Origin of the sequence: Sphingomonas sp. SRS2 (assembly GCF_000971055.1) — a bacterium.
Taxonomy (GTDB): domain Bacteria; phylum Pseudomonadota; class Alphaproteobacteria; order Sphingomonadales; family Sphingomonadaceae; genus Rhizorhabdus.
This window is the reverse complement of record NZ_LARW01000084.1, coordinates 76,717-94,384: the sequence shown is the minus strand read 5'-3', so window position 1 is coordinate 94,384 and position 17,668 is coordinate 76,717. Positions and strand designations below refer to the sequence as shown.

The following is a 17,668-nucleotide window of genomic DNA, read 5'->3' as shown; positions in this document are numbered from 1 at the left end:
ACATCAAACAGGATCAAACCATGCTGACACGCCGCCGCGAAGCGATGGGGCCTACATACAGCCTTTTCTACAACGAACCGGTGCATGCCGTGCGCGCCGAACGCGTATGGATATACGACGACACGGGTCGCCGCTATCTCGACGCTTATAACAATGTACCGATCGTCGGCCATTGCCATCCGCATGTGGTAGACGCGATCACCCGCCAGGCGGGGACGCTGAACACCCATACCCGTTACATCACCGACCAGCCTGTCCAACTGGCCGAACGGCTGCTGGGCACCATGCCAGCCGAGATCGACAACATGGTCTTCACCTGCAGCGGCAGCGAAGCCAATGACCTCTCCGTCCGTGTAAGCAAGGCAGCCACAGGCAATACTGGTTTCATCGTCACCTCCTATGCCTATCACGGTACTACGGAGACGATCGCGGGCATGTCCCCCGCGACCGGCCTGGCACTAGGCAAGGACGTCGTGACTGTGGAGGCCCCGTTGGGTGCCAAAGGGCCCGCGGAATTCGCTGATCGCGTCCGCGATGCCATCGCCCTGCTCCGGTCGCGCGGCGTCCGCCCCGCTGGGCTAATGGTTGACACCAATTTCTCCAGCGACGGCGTCATCACCGATCCTGCGGGATTCCTCGCCCATGCCGCCGACGCCATTCGCGCGGCAGGTGGCCTGTTCATCGCGGACGAGGTTCAGCCCGGCTTCGGAAGGACCGGCGAGGCAATGTGGGGCTTTCAGCGTCACGGCATCGTCCCCGACATCGTCACGATGGGCAAACCTATGGGCAACGGTCACCCGATCGCCGCGATGGCGGTACGCTCCGGAATCATGAAGGCGTTCGCCAGCACTGCGAAATATTTCAACACGTTCGGCGGCAATACCGTGGCCTGCGCAGCATCGATGGCCGTGCTCGACGTCATCGAGTCCGAAAGCCTGATGGCGAATGCCGCCACGATGGGGCAGCGCCTTCGCGCCGGTATTGAGGGTCTTGCCGAACGACACGGGCGGATTAGCGAGATCCGGGGTACCGGCCTGTTCCTTGGCGTGCAGATCACCGGCGACGACAGCAAGGCCGAGACTGCTCGGATCGTCAACGGGTTGCGCGATGCGGGCGTCTTGATCGGTGCTGCCGGAAGGAATGTCGACGTGCTGAAGATCCGGCCACCGCTGCCTATCCGGTCTGCGGAAATCGATTTGTTGATCGACAGCCTCGGCGCGGTCCTGGCAGAAGCCTGACCGCGCCGGCCGCCATCCCGATGTCAGCGGTTCGGGCCGATATCCACGCCCTGCCCCTTCGCCCGCAGGACATCGGGCTGCCCTGCCCCCAGGAGCGGCGATCCCTGGCGCGGCTTGTAGTTCGCATCCACCATCGGATCGGTGGTAATCAGCTTTCCCAGCCAGATCCGGGACTTGTCTTCGGCCTTTGATATATCGGCATTGGCGAAGATCGCGCTATGTTCGATCCAGATCGCGCTATCGTTGAGGGCATGGGCTGCGAACGGCTTGCTGTTCAGAATGAGCGTATCGATCGCATGGATCCCCGCGCTATTCTCGGCGTAGAGGACATCGTCGGCCAGCCCGTCGAACACGCTCCCCACGATGCGCGTATATGTGTTGTCATAAGCGGCAACGCCGCTGCCCTCGTTATGGCGAACGATCGAGTTGCGCAGGTCGAGCTGGGCGCCTTCGCGCAGCCAGATCGCGACGTGGCCGTCGCTCAGCGTCAGCCGATCGGCGCGAATATGGGTGTCGCCACGTCCCACAAGGCCCATCTTGAGGAACTTCTCGACCTTTACGTCGGCGATGCGGACATCGCTGTCGATCGCGAATATGCCATGGCCGTCATAGATCTCGTCCTCTTGGACGTCCCAGCGGAAACCGGTGATGGTCAGCCCGCTGACGGCGAGACTGGCATGGTCGATGACCAGCGCCGTCGTGGCCGGTCCGGTCGAACCGTCGAGGACGGCCCCGTCGTCGCCCGTGATCGTCAAGGACTTGCCGCTGACAACCAGGAAGCCGCGTATTTGGTGGACTTTGTAGGGAACGTCGCGATAGTTGTCTGTCGAATAGCGACCGGCCTTGATACGAACCGTATCGCCATCGGCCGCCGCATCGATCGCCTTCTGGATGCCGCCGCCGCCCTGGAAGAAACAACCGGCCGCCTTGGCCGGGCAGACGGTGAGCGTGCGGGGCGACGCGGCCATCACCGCTGTGGCGCTCAGGCCAAGTGACAGGGATGCGAGAAATCTCCATGCGAAGCGCATATGATGTCCTTTCATGAATGTGTCGGCGATCAGCCCGCCTAGGCGCGATCCGCTATCAGGAGATCGCGACCGATATATCCGAGCAGCAATACTGCAACCGCCCCCGTCAACCCGATGCCGGCGTGCATTGCCCAAAAGCCGATCGGCCCCAGCGGCTCGTAGAAGCGCGCCAGCCAGCCGCTGAAGATTCCACCAGCGAACAGGCCTAGGTAGAAGGCGCCGACCATCATTGCATTGACCGCCGCTGGCGCTACCCGCGAGACCAGAGCCAACGCCACTGGGGCGCAATAGACATAGCCCGCGCCGATCAGGAAGTGGAAAGCCACCGGCCATGCAAACGATACTCCGCCGTTGCCCGACACCATCTGCGCGATCGCCAGGCTCAATGCCGCCGCCGCAAAGATGACATTGCCGATGGCGAGCTTGGCGATATCGTTCGGCTCCGCCTGCCGCCTGGCCTGGAAGCGCCAGTAGACGACGGCGATCGGCGCCAGGATCAGGACCGTCAGGGCATCGAGCGACTGGAACCAGGAGACCGGAATCTCGATCCCGCCGCCGATATTGCGATCGACGACATCACGGACCCACAGCGGATATATGTTCCAGACCTGCGCCTGGATCGTCCAGAAGATCGACGTGATCGCCAGCAACGCCGCGATCATGACGATCGCACGCCGATCGGTCGCAGACAGCTTTTCGCGCCGGGTCGCCGAGCTCACTCTGTCGGTGGGCATATATTTGAGACCGCTGACATAGATCGCGATGGCAAGCAGCATACCGATACCCGCCGCGCCGAAGCCATAATGCCAACCCACAAACTCGCCGAGCGATCCGCAGATCAGCGGCGCCACGAACGCGCCGATGTTGATGGCGGTGAAGTAGATCGTGTATCCCGCATCACGTCGGCGATCGGTGATCGGATAGAGCGCACCGACCTGTGCCGCTAGATTGCCCTTCAGCAATCCCGAGCCGACGATGAGCGCGAAGAGAGCGGGCAGGAACGCCGCCTCGAACGCCATCAGGAAATGGCCGATCGCCATGGAAAAGGCGCCACCCAGCACGGCAACCGTCCGCCCGGTCAGCCGGTCGCCGAGCCAGCCGCCGAAGATCGGGGCGAAATAAATGAAGCCGACATAAAGACCGAAGACCTGCGATGCGAAGGCCTGGTCCGACAGCGTGCCAAACACGGCCTCGACGCCATGCCTGAAGCCGTCCGCTCCTGCGACCCGCTCGATCACGCCCGGCTTCAGCAGATGCTGCGTCATGTACAGCATGAGCAGTGCCTGCATGCCGTAAAAGGAGAAACGCTCCCAAGCTTCGGCAAACGCAATGTAAGCGAGGCCGCGGGGGTGTCCGAAGGCCGTGCGGCCGGCGGGCACCGTCTCGGATGGGGGGAGCTCTGATGACATCGGCATGCTCCCTGCCGCCCTACCGCAACGCGTCTAAGGTAGCGTTGAAGAAATCATTGTCGATGATCGCTTCGGCGCCTTTCGGCTTCGATCGCGAGCTCAGCACCACGATCGCCACCTGCCTGGCCGGGTTGATGTACATAAACTGCCCGAAGATACCGCGCGCGCTGAACGCGCCATCGGCCATCGAACCGTCGCTGCCGGGCACCGCCCACCACATATAGCCGTAGTTCAGCTGCCTGCCGCCGACCTCACGCGGGGCGCCGGCTTCGCTGACCCAGCCTTCGGGAAGGACGCGCTCGCCGTCAATGACGCCATCGGCCAGCAGAAAGGCCGCGAAGCGCCCATAGTCGCGCAGCGTCGCCGCGATGCCGCTGCCCGCGACCTCCAGCCCGCCCGGCGCTTCCAGCCACCAGGTGGCGTCGCTCTCCATGCCCAGGCGCGACCATATCCGCGCACTCAAATAATCGGACAGCCATTGGCCGGTTGCGGCGTGAACGATCGCCCCCACCACATGGGTTTCGCCTGTGCTGTAGTTCCACAAGCTGCCCGGATCAGCGGAGCGCGGCAGCTCCGCCATATAATCCATGATGGCGCCCGGCTGCTGGCCGATCTGGAGCTCCAGCATGCGGCGGCGTTCGGACTTGGGCTCGGTATGAGTGTCGTCCCAATGTACGCCCGAGGTCATCTGCATCAGCTCACGGATCGTCACGCCATCATAGGCGGACCCGACGAGCTTGGGCAGATAGCGGGTCAGCAGATCGTCGACGCTCTCGATGAAACCGTCCTGGATCGCCAGGCCGACCAGCGTCGTGCTCACCGACTTGGCCATCGACATCGACAGCCAGCGCGTGCTGGGATCCAAGCCAAGCTCATATTGCTCCAGCACGAGTGCTCCGCCGTGCATCACCAGCAGGCCGCCGATGCGGTTGCGCGACACATAATCGTAGAGATCGTAGGTCTTATCGCCCGACGGGATCGGGTAGTCGACCAGCCTCAGGTCGGCATATTGTAACGGCCGCACGTCGGCACCGCGCGCTATCCGGCGCGTCGAGAAGGCGACGTCGGTGTTGCGGAAAGTCTGAACCTGCTGCCCTGGCATCAACTTGCCCGCATAGGTATCGACCATATGCGCGATTGTATCCGATGAGGTCGCCGGGATGTTATCCCGCAACACCCACACTGCTGCCCGATCTTTCTTCGGCTGCGCGTCTCGTCCGTACCCTGTCAACATAACCCCCGCATGCCTGTAAACTTACCGTGTCCAGAAGAGGCTTGGCCTGCGCCGCTGCCTTGCCCAAGGTGCCAAGATCGGGAAGCCCGGTGCGTGGGCATCACCACGGTCGATCTCTGGCGAGGCGCGTGTCTACTGATGCGCCCACGCCTTCTTCCAGTCGACGATGTGGTTGATGTGCCCGACTTCCCAATAGAACTTGCTGCGCGGCAGTTCGCGACTGCCCGTCTCGCTCACCGTCGCCGCGTCGTAGAGCCGCCCGTTCACCATGGTGTAGATGACCGACCGGCTGTTGCGGATGTCCTCCAGCGGGTTCTTGTCGAGGACGATCAGGTCAGCGAGCTTGCCTTCCTCCAGCGAACCGATCTGGTCATCGACACCCAATGTCTTCGCAACATTGATCGTCGTGGTGCGCAGTAGGCGCATCGGCGCCATCCCGCCCTGCGAAAGCAATTCGAGTTCCCAATGCTGGGCTAGGCCCGACAACTCGCCATGCGATCCGGCATTGACCGTGACCCCGGCATCGTCGAGCTTCTTCATCGACCGGGCCACGGATCGGAAACCGATGTCCCAGATCTCGTCGGCCGCCCGGATCCCCGACATGCCCCGCACCTGCGGCGGTGCATAATGGCCGGTGCCCAGCGGATTATAGCCGCTGGTTGCCACCTGGACGAAGGTCTTCACCTTGGGATCGTCCCACACCCGTTCGGTCTGGTAGATGTAGTTCTCGCCGAACAGTTCACCGAACACCACCACCAGCGTCGGCGTGTGATGCGCTCCGGCACCCTTCATCAACTGGACGACGTCGTCATAATAGTTGGCGATGGGCATGTTGTGCTGGAGGTTGGTGTTGCCATCCAGGACCATGGTGACATTGTTGTAGAAGTTGCTCTCGCCTTCCACGTCGACCATCAGCCCGGTGTCGCGTCCCGCCTTTACCAACTGCTGCCGTGCGCTCCGCATCGGTTGGCGGTAGCTCTTGACGATCCAGCCGCCGAGCGCGCTCTTGCGCTCCATTAACGTCTTGGCATCGCCGTAGCTGTCGATCGGAATATAGGCGGAATCGCCCTTTCCCCTGCGGCCGAAGGCGATGAAGCCGGATTCGATCGCACGCGGACCCACCATGTCGCCCGACATGGTCATCTCAGCTTGCGAATAGCTCGGCAGTTCCGACGTGTAGGGGTCGTAGTTGGTGGTAACGCCGAAGGCGAGGGCGGCATAGCGGCTCGACTGCTTTTGCGGCATCAGCCCCGACGAGGTGTAGTAGCAGTTGTTGAGGTGGCCGTGCATGTCGATCAGCCCCGGCATGATCGTCTTGCCTGCGACGTCATAGACCTTCGCGCCGGCCGGCGGCTTGACCTGATCACTGCTGCCGATCGCCGCGATCCGGTTGCCGCGGACGACCACGGTGCCCTTCTCGATCACCTTGTCGTCGGCCGCCATCGTCAGGATGCGCGCGTTGGTGAAGGCGATGGTGCTGGACGGCTTATCGCTCGGTACGATCAGCCTCGTCTCGAGATTGGCGAGCTTGCTGACCTTGAGCGCGGGACCATCGATGCGCACACTTTCGAGGGTCGGGCCGGTCGCCCAGTGGAGCTTTTGCGAGTCCCGCGACCAAAGCAGCGAATAGCCGCCAATCTCGCTGATCCGCACCACCGGGGTCTCGGTGGTCGCCGCGGTGAGCATCATCGGCGCGCCGCTGTCCCGGTAACGCGCCACATAATATTGCTGGCGGTCGCGGAACGCGATCCACTGCAGGTCGGGGCTGATGCGCAGTTCGGAGGTGTCGGCGTCGGGGGTGCGGACATGCGTCCGCTTGTGACGGCCGTTCAGGTCGATGCTCTCCAGCATGGAGACCATCTCCTCGCCCATATAGTCGGCGATCACATAATAGACGCGCGTGCCATCGGGCGAGAACATCGGCGCTTCGCCGGGCGGTCCGATCGGGTGGCTCTCGCTGCCAGCCAGATCTATCCAGTACATGCCGGGCTCGGCGGCGTGGCCGCCCAGACAACGGTCGCCGGCGTCAATCTTGTAGACCAGGCGCTTGCCGTCGGCCGAGAAGGACGGCTGACGCAGGACCCCGCCACTGGTAACGAGCGTGCGTTCGACGCCGGTGGCGAGATTGCGCAGCTTCAGCGCCCCCCCCTGCTCGTCCCGCCATTCGACATAGACGACCGATCGACCGTCCGGCGAAATCGCAGGTTCGAACTCCAGCGCGGTCGAACGGGTCAGGCGGACGGGCTCGCCATTGCGATCCTTGCGCCAGAGCCGGCCCAGCGCGTTGAACAGCACGGTGTCGCCCGAGGGCGTGTAAGCGAGCTGACGAATGGCACGGACCATGAAGGTGCCGGGCGCCATGTCATGTGTGAAGACGGGCGGCTTGATCGGCTTGTGGTGCGCCGTGACGCTGAACGGGATCGGGCTGTGCGCCCCATTCTCCATGTCCACCTTCCACAGCTTGCCCTTGGCCCAGATCGCGACATGCCGGTTGTCCGGGAACCAAGCATATTGCGGGTAATAAGAACCCTGCCAGGTGTAATCCGCCTGGGAATCGCGATCGAGCCCGTCGAAGATCGGCCGCTGCTCGCCGGTCCCAATGTCGTAGGAGAACAGCACCGTCTTCGCCATGACGCGGCGTACGAAGGCGATCCGCTTGCCGTCCGGCGACGGCCGGGGCGTCGTCGCGCCGCCGAAACCGCGGATCAGCTCCTCGGTCGCACCGGTCGCCAGCGTGCGGCGCTTGATAGCATATTGGGCGTGGTTGGCGTCGAGATAGACGACCGACTTGGTCGGCGGCAGCAGCTTCTCGGTGTAATAGAGATAGCGCCCGTCACGCGAGAACTGCGCCTCGTGGACGTTCTCGCCAACAGTCGGCTGCGCCACCAGTAGCTGGCCCTTGCCACCGGAGAGTTGGAATAGGCGGAGTTCGGCATTGTGCAGCTTATGATCGCTGTCGGGCATCCGCGCCGCGGCGATCGCACCGCCATCGAAAGTCCAGGCCGGTCCGGTCAGCGCGTTGGTCGTCTCGCTGGTGATCTGGCGGGGATCCGATCCGTCGATCTTGTCGATCCAGACATTGTCACCGCCGCTGTGGTCGCTGATGAAGGCGATTCGCGATCCGTCGGGGCTGAAGCGCGGATCGCGCTGCATCGCGGCGCCACCCTTGATCAGCGTCGCCTTTCCGCCGGTCGCGGGCAACGCATAGATGTCGCCTAGCATGTCGAACAGGATCGTCTTCCCGTCCGGGCTGACGTCTAGACTCATCCAGCTTCCCTCGGAAACGGTGAAGCTGACGTTGGTATAGGGCTGCCCCGTGTTTTCGACGTCCCAGGCGGGCCCGTTGCCCGATACCGGCGCGCTGGCAAGGGCGGCCGCCACGAGGGCTGGAACGATCGAGCGCATCATTCGCCCCCCGTCCAGGCGGGGTTCCAATTGATGCCGTTCATCTGCCTCAGCTCCCAATAGAACTTGCCGCGGGGGCGACTGTAATTGCCGGCTTCGTTCATCGTGGCGGTGTCGTAGATCCGGCCGTTCACCACGGTCTGAACCACCGACTCGCTGTTGCGGATGTCGTCGAGCGGATTCTTGTCAAGGACGATAAGGTCCGCGAGCTTGCCAGGTACTAGCGATCCGATCTGCGCATCGATCCCAAGCGTGTTGGCTGGGTTAATCGTCGCCGCGCGCAGAATCCGTATCGGTGCCATGCCGCCTTGCGCAAGCAGGTTCATTTCCCAGTGCATCGCCAGCCCCGGTATCTCGCCGTGCGAGCCGACGTTTATCACCACCCCGGCATCGTCGAGCTTTTTGGTGGCGCGCGAAACGCTGCGGAAGCCGATGTCCCACAGCTCGTCTGCCAGATTGATCGTCGTCATCGCCCGCGAATAAGGCGGTGCCTCATAAGGCGTGCCGAGTGGGCTGTAGCCGCTCAGTACCTGCTGCACATAGGTGCGGATGCGCACATCTTTCCACGCCTCCGTATGCTGATACATGTAATTTTCGCCGAACAGCTCACCGAAAGACACGACCAGGACGGGCGTGTTGTGCGCGCCGGCCTTGCCCATGAATTGGACCAGATCGTCATAGTAATTGGCGACCGGCAGATTATGCTCGAGACTGGTCGTGCCATCGAGGATCATACTGAGGTCGTAAGCATAGTGGCTCTCGCCCTCGGAGGCGACGTTGATCCCCGCCTCGCGCGATGCCTGCATCAGCATTTGGCGCTGGAAACGGGCCGGCTGTTTGTAATTCTTGATCGTGAAGGTGCCGAGCGCCTTCTTGCGCGCCAGGATATCGCGGGCATCCGCCATGCTGTCGACCGGCATGTAGATGAAATCGCCCTTTCGCGACCGGCCGTAGATCGCGGCGCCGGTAGTGATCCAGCGCGGGCCGACAGATATGCCCGCCTGCGTTGTTTCGCCGCTTTCGTAGCTTACCAGATCGTTGGGATAGGGGTCGAAATTGGTGGTGACGCCATAGGCCAGCGCAGCATAGCGCTGCGGCTGCTTCTGCGGGACGATGCCGACATTGTAGCAGCAATCTATATGGCCATGCGCATCGACCAGCCCGGGCATGATCGTCTTCGCCGATGCATCGATCACCTTGGCATCGGCCGGCAACTTGACAGTATCGGCGGGCCCAACCGCCTCGATCCGGTTGTCGCGGATGACGATGGTGCCGCGTTCGATCACCTGGTCCCCGACCATCGGGATGATCCGGGCATTGACCCAGGCGACCGCACCGCGCGGCTTGTCGGCTGCTACGGTTAGCCCGAGCGCGACCGTCCGGGTCGCGGCGCGGACATCGGCCGCATCCGGTTCAACGCGGTGTATCGTAGCGCCCAGCGCCCATGTGACGGCTTTGGAATCGGCCGACCAGGAAAGGCCATAGCCACCCTGGTCGGCCAGTCGCGTCGCCTTCACCTCCGGATTGGCGGCGTAGAGATCGACCATATTGCCCATGTCATGGAAGCGGACGACATTATATTTTTGGCGGTCTTTGAACGCGATCCAGCGCAGGTCGGGACTCGGGCGCAATTCGACGGTATCGGCATCGCGGCTGACCACATGCTTGCGTGGGTCGAGCCCATCGCGCCGGATGCTGCGCAACACCTGCTGGATATTGTCGCCCGCATTATCCTGCTCGACGAAATAGATCCGCTCGCCGTCTGGCGAGAACATCGGATAGTCGTCGCCCGACGCGACGAAGAATGGCGCGCTGCCCTTTGCGGCGATGGTATAGATGCCCGGCTTCTCGCGCGCGCCGCCTAGGCTCGGATCGGGTTTCTGGATGCGATAGACAATATCGCGTCCGTCGGGCGAGAATTGCGGCTGCCGGATCGCCCCGGCCGACTTAACAATGGTCCGCGCGCCGCGCCCCTGGGCATCGGTGACGACAATCGCCCCACCTAGCTCGTCATCCCAGGTCGCGAAGACGATGCGCTTGCCGTCGCCTGACCATGCCGGTTCGAACTCGAACGCGCTTTCCTTCGTCAGCCGAAAGGGCGCCGCGTCGTTCCACTCCTTGCGCCAGATATGGCCAAGCGCGGTGACCAGGATCGTTCGGCCGTCCGGGGAAGCCACCGCCTGGCGGACGGCTTTCACAGTGACGCTGTCGGGCGCGATGTCGTGAGTGAAGGCCAGACGTTCGGTGACGCGATGGTTCGCACTGACGTGAAAGGGGATGTGCACCGCCGTGCCGGTGAATATATTCACTTTCCAGATCTTGCCCTTCGCCCAGATGGCGACATGGACATTGTCCGGGAACCACGCGTAGCGCGGGTAATAATTGCCTTGGGTGACGTAGTCGCCTTCGAGATCGCGATCGAGGCCGTCATAGACCGCGACCTGCTCGCGAGTTGTCAGGTCGAGGCGAAACAGGACGGTCTTAGCGCGCACACGGCGGACAAAGGCGAGTTGCTTGCCGTCGCGCGACAGCGCCGGCGCGATCGCGCCACCCCAGCCGCTCGCCATCAACTCGGTCACGCCAAGGCCGAGATCGCGGCGCTTTACGCCGAAATTGATGAAGGTCGCGTCGATGTAGATATTATCGCGCTTCAGCCGTTCGGTATAATAGACATAGCGGCCATCCGGCGAGAAGGTCGCCTCCTGCACGTCGCGCCGCGCGGCGGGAGCGCCGATCAGGGTCTTGCCGCCGCCCTGGGGAGTCGGCGCGGCGGTATCGAACAGGCGTATCTCGGTGGTGTAGTTATGCGGCGCATCAGCGGGAAGGCGAGCGGCGGCGATTGCCTGGCCATCCGATGTCCAGGCCGGAGCGCTCAGCATGTCGACCCGTTCTTGGGTGAGCATGACAGGCGCACTGCCGTCGACCCGCGATGTCCAGATATTGTCGCTGCCGTTCAGGTCGCTGATGAAGGCGATCGAGCGGCCGTCCGGGCTGAAGACGGGCGTGCGCTGAATCGCGGGGCCCACCTGGATCGGCCGTGCTTCGCCGCCGTTCGCCGGTATCGCGAAAATATCGCCCAGCATGTCGAACAGGATCGTCTTCCCGTCCGGGCTGACGTCCAGGCTCATCCACGTGCCCTCGGTCGTAGAGATTGCGATATCGCGGGAAGGCTGGCCGGTATTGGCGACGTTCCAGGCTGGCCCGCCTGCAGAGCCCTGACAGGCTAATGTCATCGCAGCCGCGCAGGTCGCCAGCTTTAATACGCGGCGGCCGTCGTCCGACCTTAGAAACATCAGCATCGACAATGTACTCCTCGTGCCGCCGGCCCCGCTCCACCGCGGGGCAGGGACCAGCGACACTTCGTCCTCATGTTAGTTCAAGGTCATGCCCAGGCGTACGCCTATCGTGCGCGGCTTCGTGCGATTGGCCTGCGAGAAGCCGACGAAGGGATCGAGCGCCTTGTTGGTGTTGAGGATGTTGTTTGCGAAGAGTTCCGCTGACACTCGATCGAAGCGCGCGCCGATCCGCGCGCCCAGCAGTCCGACGCTATCCGAGGACTGGCGGCGGAATTGCGGCAAGTAGAGGAAGTCGTCGGTGTAGTAGACCTTGCTGCGATAGCTGAAGTCGACATGCGCGAACCCCGCGACCGTAGGCGTCCAGTCGAAGTCTGAGTCCGCCGCCAGCGTGAAGCTAAACTTGGGCACATAATCGCTGCGATCACCTTTTTGCACAGCAATCGTCTCGCCGGCTGTAAGGTTGAGGCTCTTCACCTTGCTGTCGACATAGGACGCCGAACCGCTCAACGACAGCGTCCGGATCGGCTTGACCACGACGCCGGCCTCGATGCCCTTAATCTCTACCTTGCCGATGTTGCTGGTTCGGTTGATCAGCACCCCACCAAGCGAGCCGGGATCGTAGAAGAGACCGCGACGCAGCTGATCGGAGAAGTCGGTATAATAGGCCGCGATGTCGAAGGTCAGCAGGCCGTCAGCAGTGACGCCCTTGGTGCCGATTTCATAGTTCCAAGCCTTTTCTGGGCTGAAGCGTGGCAGCCCGTTGCGGTTGAAACCGCCGCTGCGGAAGCCCTTGGCCACATTGGCATAGACGCGCCAGTCATCGTTCAGCGAATAGCTGGCGTAGAAGCGAGGATCGGTCGACCTGAAGGTACCGCGCTGCTCCACCGTGCCGTCCGACTGGCGGGCGCGATCCCGGAAGCGACGCGCACCGGCACCGATCTGGAAGGCCTCCGTGATATCATAGGAGACATCGGCGAAGACTGACCAAGATTTGCTGCTCTCGTTGTTGATATAAATATAGGGGTAATTGACCCCGGCAAAGGCGTTCACGCCGACATCGTAGAAGTCCGACTTCACGTCACGGTAGAAGCCGCCGACAGTGTAGCGGAGCGGCCCGCTGCCGTTCGATGCCACGCGTACTTCCTGGGTGAACTGCGTCGAATGGTCGTTGTTGATGTCGTAACCTTCGTTCTGGACGCCATAGACGGTTTGCGGCCCCGCGATATAGGTTAGGTGATAATCGCGCTCCAGGTCGATATAGCTGGTCGAGCTTGTCAGCGTCGCCGGCCCCAGATCCGCAGTCGCGGTCAGATTGTACAGCTGGTAGCGATCGTCGCGCGGCGGTAGGATGAGGCCGCGATCGACGCCGACTTCGTTGGTGCGATCCTTTTCCTCATAGTCGAGGCCGAAGCGGCTCTTGTTGCGATAGGCCTGCACCGTACCCAGGAGCTCAAGCCATTCGTTCGGCTTGAAGAGTACTTTCGCGCGGATGCTGTAGAGGTCCTGGTTATTGCCGTTCTTGATCCCAGCTTCGGGCTGGTCGATCCAGCCGCCGCCATTTTCCAAGGTCGCGGCGACGCGCACGGCCAGCTTGCCATCGACAATGGGCAGGTTCACGATGCCGGTCAGCTTAGTTGCCGCTGCGCCGCCATCGATAAATGACATCTCTCCGTCGACGCTGCCTTCGGTCACGTCCAGCTTCGGCTTATTGGTTACGAAGCGAACGGTGCCGGCAGTGGCGCCCTGTCCGTAGAGCGTGCCCTGCGGGCCCTTGAGTACTTCGACTCGCGCCATATCCAGGGCACGCAGATCGAGCTGCCGGAACGAGCCGTTGAGCGTCACCGGCGTTTCATCCTGGTAGACGGCCACGAGGGCGTCCGAACCGGCGAGATTGCCGATACCGCGCATGAAGATTTGCATCGAACCGGGGCCGTCGGCGCGCAGTACCACGCCGGGCACTGCAAAGGACAGATCCTGGACAGTCTGGATATTACGCGCCTTCAGATCCTCACCGGTGATCGCCGTCACCGTAAAAGGAACGTCGATGAGGCGCTGTTCGCGTTTCTGCGCCGTCACGACAATGTCATCGGACGCGCGTACCGCGTCCCTGCCCTCTTCCGCGCTGGCTGCTGCGGAATGTAGCAGTGTCATCGCGGTCGTCATCAGCAACAGTTTCGATACCGTCATGCTCAGCCCCCTTTTTTGGCTTAACCCTGCTGGAAGGTGTCAAGGGTCGCACCGCGACGGCAGATGCGAAAACAATGACGCCCGGTGCATCCCGCGCACCGCAGGAAACGTCACTGCCGCTTGCCCGACTGCTGCCAGCTTCCCGGATTGACGGTCAGATCACCACCGCGTTCGAATTTGAGAAGCAACGGATAGCGGCCGGGGATCGTGAACATCGCTGGGCCTGCCGACTTGAGCTCAACCGGCGTTGCACGGGAAATGGCGAACGCGTCACGCTCGCCGGTCGCGTGCGCGAACAGCTTGCCACCCTTTTCGGTGATCCGGATGCTGACATAGGAGCTGAACCGGTAATCGCCGGCATGAGCCCCCCAACCCCGCATTTCGTCCTTGCCGACAGTCACGACGGGAACGGGCTTCGGCTGCTCCGGCACGGAGGCCAGGATCGCATCCCACATCACTTCGGAGGCAACCGCCCCCATTTCCGGGCTGCTCAATCCAGCACTGCCTTCAGGCGCATCGATCTCGCCGGTCGAGACGGCATAGAGGACATCGCCATCGGCCAGCGTAGCGAAAGGCTGCAGACCCCGGGCCATCGACGTATGTACCTGCACGGCTAGGCGTTGCAGCTCTGCTACCGGCATCTTCTGGTTCACGACCACCAGGCTGACGGTGGTGTTGCGTTTGGCGTTCAGGTCTCCCTTCCAGTTGCCACGCCGGCTGCCCGGCAAACCGGCCATCAGATCGGCGGTGCGCAGATTCTTCGGCCATCCTGCTTCCGGATTACAGGCGACGACTTTCCCCTCACGGTCCGTGACTACACCCAGAGCATTCACCACGGTGAAGGCTGCAATCTTCAGGTCGCCGATCTGGCGGAAGGCGCCTCCCTGGCCCGAATGTGCCTTGCACTTGAAAAAATCTCCGGTGCGGGTCATCCGACCTGCACCAGAAGCCCCATTGCGGAAGGTGCCAGCCTCCACGGCATGAAAGGCCGCCTGCGCGAGCCGCTTGTCGGGATAGATTTCATTGAGGCGGCGATCACCGAAGTCATAGATGATTGCGCCGACCGACAGCGCGATGCTGTCCCACATTCCTGTGCGAACGCCGTCGTCCTTCAGCGCGGTGCCGACGGCCGTGACATTTTCGAGCCCGTACCAGGAGCCCCCGGAGAAGACGACCGCATCGAGATCGGGGGTGTCATAGCTGAGCCGCAGCCAGTCGGTATTGACCGTCCCCGGCCCGCCGCCCCGCACATCAACCGCGGCCAGCACCTTGTGGTCGAACCGGAACACGGTAACGCCGGTGGGCCCTTCGCTATATTCGGCAGTACCGATCTTCAGCATCGGCCAGTCGAACTTCATCGTTTTGCCGCCGCTGTTGACGACCGTCGCCAGTTTGTCCTGCGGATCCGGCGCGGTGTCAGCAATCGCAGGGCCCGCCGTGACGGCCATCGCGATGGCCGATGCCAGCATTATTCGCAAAAACCGCATAGCAAGTCCTTCCCTTTTGAAATCGCTTAATGCGCGCCATCCAGCTCTGCCGTTAGAGCCGCGAGCAGCAGGTCCACATGTTCTCTCCCGAATACCAGCGGTGGTCTGATCTTGAGGACATTGGCGGATGGGCCCGTCGCGCTGATCAGGACGCGACGTTCCCGCAATCCGTTGACGATACGCCCGGTCAAGGCCGGATCCGGCAATCCGCCTTCGCCAAGTTCGACCCCGACGAACAGTCCCACCCCCCGCACCGCGGCTATCCGACCGTCACGCCCGGCCAGCGCCGAAAGCCCCTCCCGGAGATACGTCCCCACCGAATGCGCTCGCGCTACGAGCCCATACTCTTCGATGGCGGACAATGTAGCAAGGCCCGCGGCGCAGGAGACAGGATTCCCCCCGAAAGTATTGAAATAGCGTGCGTTGGCGCCAAACTCGGCAACGATATCAGGGCGCACGACGAGACCCGCGATCGGATGGCCATTTCCCATCGGCTTGCCCAGGCTGACCATGTCGGGAACGACGCTATGCCGAGCGAATCCCCACATCGCCTGTCCGGTGCGACCAAAGCCTGGCTGCACCTCATCGGCTATGAACAGTCCACCTGCGGCGCGCACGGCGTCGACCGCCTCAATAAGAAAGCCTGGCGGATCGCTAAATATCCCGTCGCTGGAAAAGATCGTGTCGCAAAAGAGCGCCGCTGGCCGAACGCCTTGCGATTGCATCTCCGCAAGCGCAGCAGCGACACCCGCCGCGAACCCTGCGCCGACATCTTCGATATCTCGAGCATCCCTCGGCGCCGGGACGGTCCAGACATGGGGGCCGCGCGGCACATGCGCGCCAAGCGACGGCGACATGCCGGACACTGCATGCGTCAGGCCGTGATAGGCGAGTTCGGTGACGATGACACCGGTGCCACCAGTCGCCGCCTCGGCAATCCGCAGGGCTAGGTCATTCGCTTCGCTACCCGTGCAGGTGAAAAGGACCTGGCTCAATTCCGGCGGGAATGTCGCCAGCAATCGTTCCGCGTAGTCGAGGATTGTCTCGTGGAGATATCGCGTGTGGGTGTTGAGCGTGGCGACCTGGCGCTGGATCGCCTCCACGACGCGCGGATGGCAGTGCCCGATCGACGCCACGTTGTTATAGACGTCCAGATATGGCTGGTCGTCGGCATCATAGAGCCACACGCCGTCGCCGCGGACCAAGTGTAGGGGCTGCTCATAAAAAAGGCGGTAGGCGGGGCCGAGCAGGCGTGCGCGCCGCTCGATGAGTTGCCGAGTCACAGGAGCCAGACTGGACGGATCTCCCGTAAAGGCGTTTACCATTCCGCCATCACGAACCTGGGCGCTCATGCCGCCACCCTCCGGCATATCGCGCGCACGCGGTCCGCGACGCTGTCGGGCTCGATGGCATGGAACAAGGCAAGCCCCCGAACCGAAAGCGGTTCGTTGCGCAATATGTAGCTTCGATTCGCCGGATGGTGACCCGCGCGCCAATTGGTGATGCTCATGGTGATCGCCCACCGGGCTGCGCACAGGCCCCATAGCAGATCGATTTCGTCGTCCAACAAGGGCAGGATGCGGCAATATGTTGCAGCCATCTCGGCGAGCGCGCCTATCGGATCGTCGGCATCAAGAATTTGATACGACGCCGCGGTCGCCAAGTCGGCGACTAGCGGCGCAAAGACGGCATCGCCGAAATCGATCACACCCGAAATCGCGCCCGCTTGGTCAACGAGATAATTATGAAGGTTGAGGTCGTTGTGAATTACCTGATGGCGCAATGCCGGAAGGCCAGGCGCTATGTTAGCCCGCCAATGGTCAAATATTCCGGCCGCCTGCCCGCGCTTTTCGTCATCCCCGATGGCCTCCAGCAATCCGGCTGCATGTTCCGCCCGACTGACGTCCCAGAGCAGGGGTTGCCCCGTCGGTCGCTGACTGAAGTCAGCCAGACAGATATCCAAAGCGGCAAGGACGGTAGCAAGGCGGTGGCGCGATCCCGGACCGCGAACGACATCATGACCGCTCGTTCCGGGCAGGAAGGTCATCAGCCGCACCGCATGGACCACACCGTTCGACAGGGTGACGTGGGTCTGGATACCGCCCGTCAAATCCGGACAAAGACGTGACACCGGCAGCTCGGTAGCGCTGGCCGACAGATGCTTGAGCAGATCTGTCTGGAATCGGTTGGTCTCGGGGTCTTCGCCGCTGTTGATGAACTTGAGCAGAAAACTGTCCCGATCCGACAGCAGGCGAAAGTTCGCGTCCCGCTCGCTCGACAGCATCTTGGCACGACCTTTTACGCCAAAGACCTTGTAGGCGAATCCTTCGGCATCGCTTTCGGAAACCATCGGCGGCGAAGCTTCAAAAGCGCCGTGCATCATA

The 17,668-nt window shown here is 62.6% G+C and carries 10 protein-coding genes; 1 reads left to right on the top strand and 9 read right to left on the bottom strand.

What is annotated here, in order from left to right:
• The first annotated feature begins 20 nt into the window (after nucleotides 1-20).
• Nucleotides 21-1,238, top strand: coding sequence for an aspartate aminotransferase family protein (locus tag WP12_RS10715; protein WP_200894492.1), 1,218 nt, complete (start codon nucleotides 21-23; stop codon nucleotides 1,236-1,238).
• Between the two features lie 23 nt (nucleotides 1,239-1,261).
• Here the strand turns inward: WP12_RS10715 and WP12_RS10710 are convergent, their stop codons facing one another.
• The 9 genes from WP12_RS10710 to WP12_RS10670 form a co-directional block, all read right to left on the bottom strand.
• Nucleotides 1,262-2,266, bottom strand: coding sequence for a right-handed parallel beta-helix repeat-containing protein (locus WP12_RS10710; protein WP_046193691.1), 1,005 nt, complete (start codon nucleotides 2,264-2,266; stop codon nucleotides 1,262-1,264).
• 38 nt (nucleotides 2,267-2,304) lie between these two features.
• Nucleotides 2,305-3,675, bottom strand: a complete 1,371-nt coding sequence (locus WP12_RS10705; RefSeq protein ID WP_052730327.1) for a peptide MFS transporter — start codon at nucleotides 3,673-3,675, stop codon at nucleotides 2,305-2,307.
• A 19-nt stretch (nucleotides 3,676-3,694) separates the two neighbouring features.
• Nucleotides 3,695-4,804, bottom strand: a complete 1,110-nt coding sequence (locus WP12_RS10700; RefSeq protein WP_084691088.1) for a serine hydrolase domain-containing protein — start codon at nucleotides 4,802-4,804, stop codon at nucleotides 3,695-3,697.
• 237 nt (nucleotides 4,805-5,041) lie between these two features.
• Nucleotides 5,042-8,314 carry an LpqB family beta-propeller domain-containing protein gene (locus WP12_RS10695; protein WP_235399095.1) on the bottom strand — a complete coding sequence of 1,091 codons (3,273 nt, stop codon included), beginning with the start codon at nucleotides 8,312-8,314 and terminating at the stop codon, nucleotides 5,042-5,044.
• Nucleotides 8,314-11,442, bottom strand: coding sequence for an amidohydrolase family protein (locus WP12_RS10690; protein WP_052730325.1), 3,129 nt, complete (start codon nucleotides 11,440-11,442; stop codon nucleotides 8,314-8,316). The genes WP12_RS10695 and WP12_RS10690 overlap by 1 nt, the downstream gene beginning before the upstream one ends.
• 243 nt (nucleotides 11,443-11,685) lie before the next feature.
• Nucleotides 11,686-13,797: a TonB-dependent receptor gene (locus tag WP12_RS10685; RefSeq protein ID WP_046193687.1), complete on the bottom strand. Its 2,112-nt coding sequence runs from the start codon at nucleotides 13,795-13,797 to the stop codon at nucleotides 11,686-11,688.
• Nucleotides 13,798-13,907: 110 nt separating this feature from the next.
• The gene (locus tag WP12_RS10680) at nucleotides 13,908-15,284 is read right to left on the bottom strand and encodes a P1 family peptidase (RefSeq protein ID WP_052730324.1); all 1,377 of its coding nucleotides are present in this window, start codon (nucleotides 15,282-15,284) and stop codon (nucleotides 13,908-13,910) included.
• A 26-nt stretch (nucleotides 15,285-15,310) separates the two neighbouring features.
• Nucleotides 15,311-16,636: an aspartate aminotransferase family protein gene (locus tag WP12_RS10675; protein ID WP_235399094.1), complete on the bottom strand. Its 1,326-nt coding sequence runs from the start codon at nucleotides 16,634-16,636 to the stop codon at nucleotides 15,311-15,313.
• On the bottom strand, nucleotides 16,633-17,664 hold the full coding sequence (locus tag WP12_RS10670) for a phosphotransferase (protein WP_046193741.1): 1,032 nt from the start codon (nucleotides 17,662-17,664) through the stop codon (nucleotides 16,633-16,635). Before WP12_RS10670 ends, WP12_RS10675 begins: the two co-directional genes overlap by 4 nt.
• Between the last annotated feature and the right edge of the window lie 4 nt (nucleotides 17,665-17,668).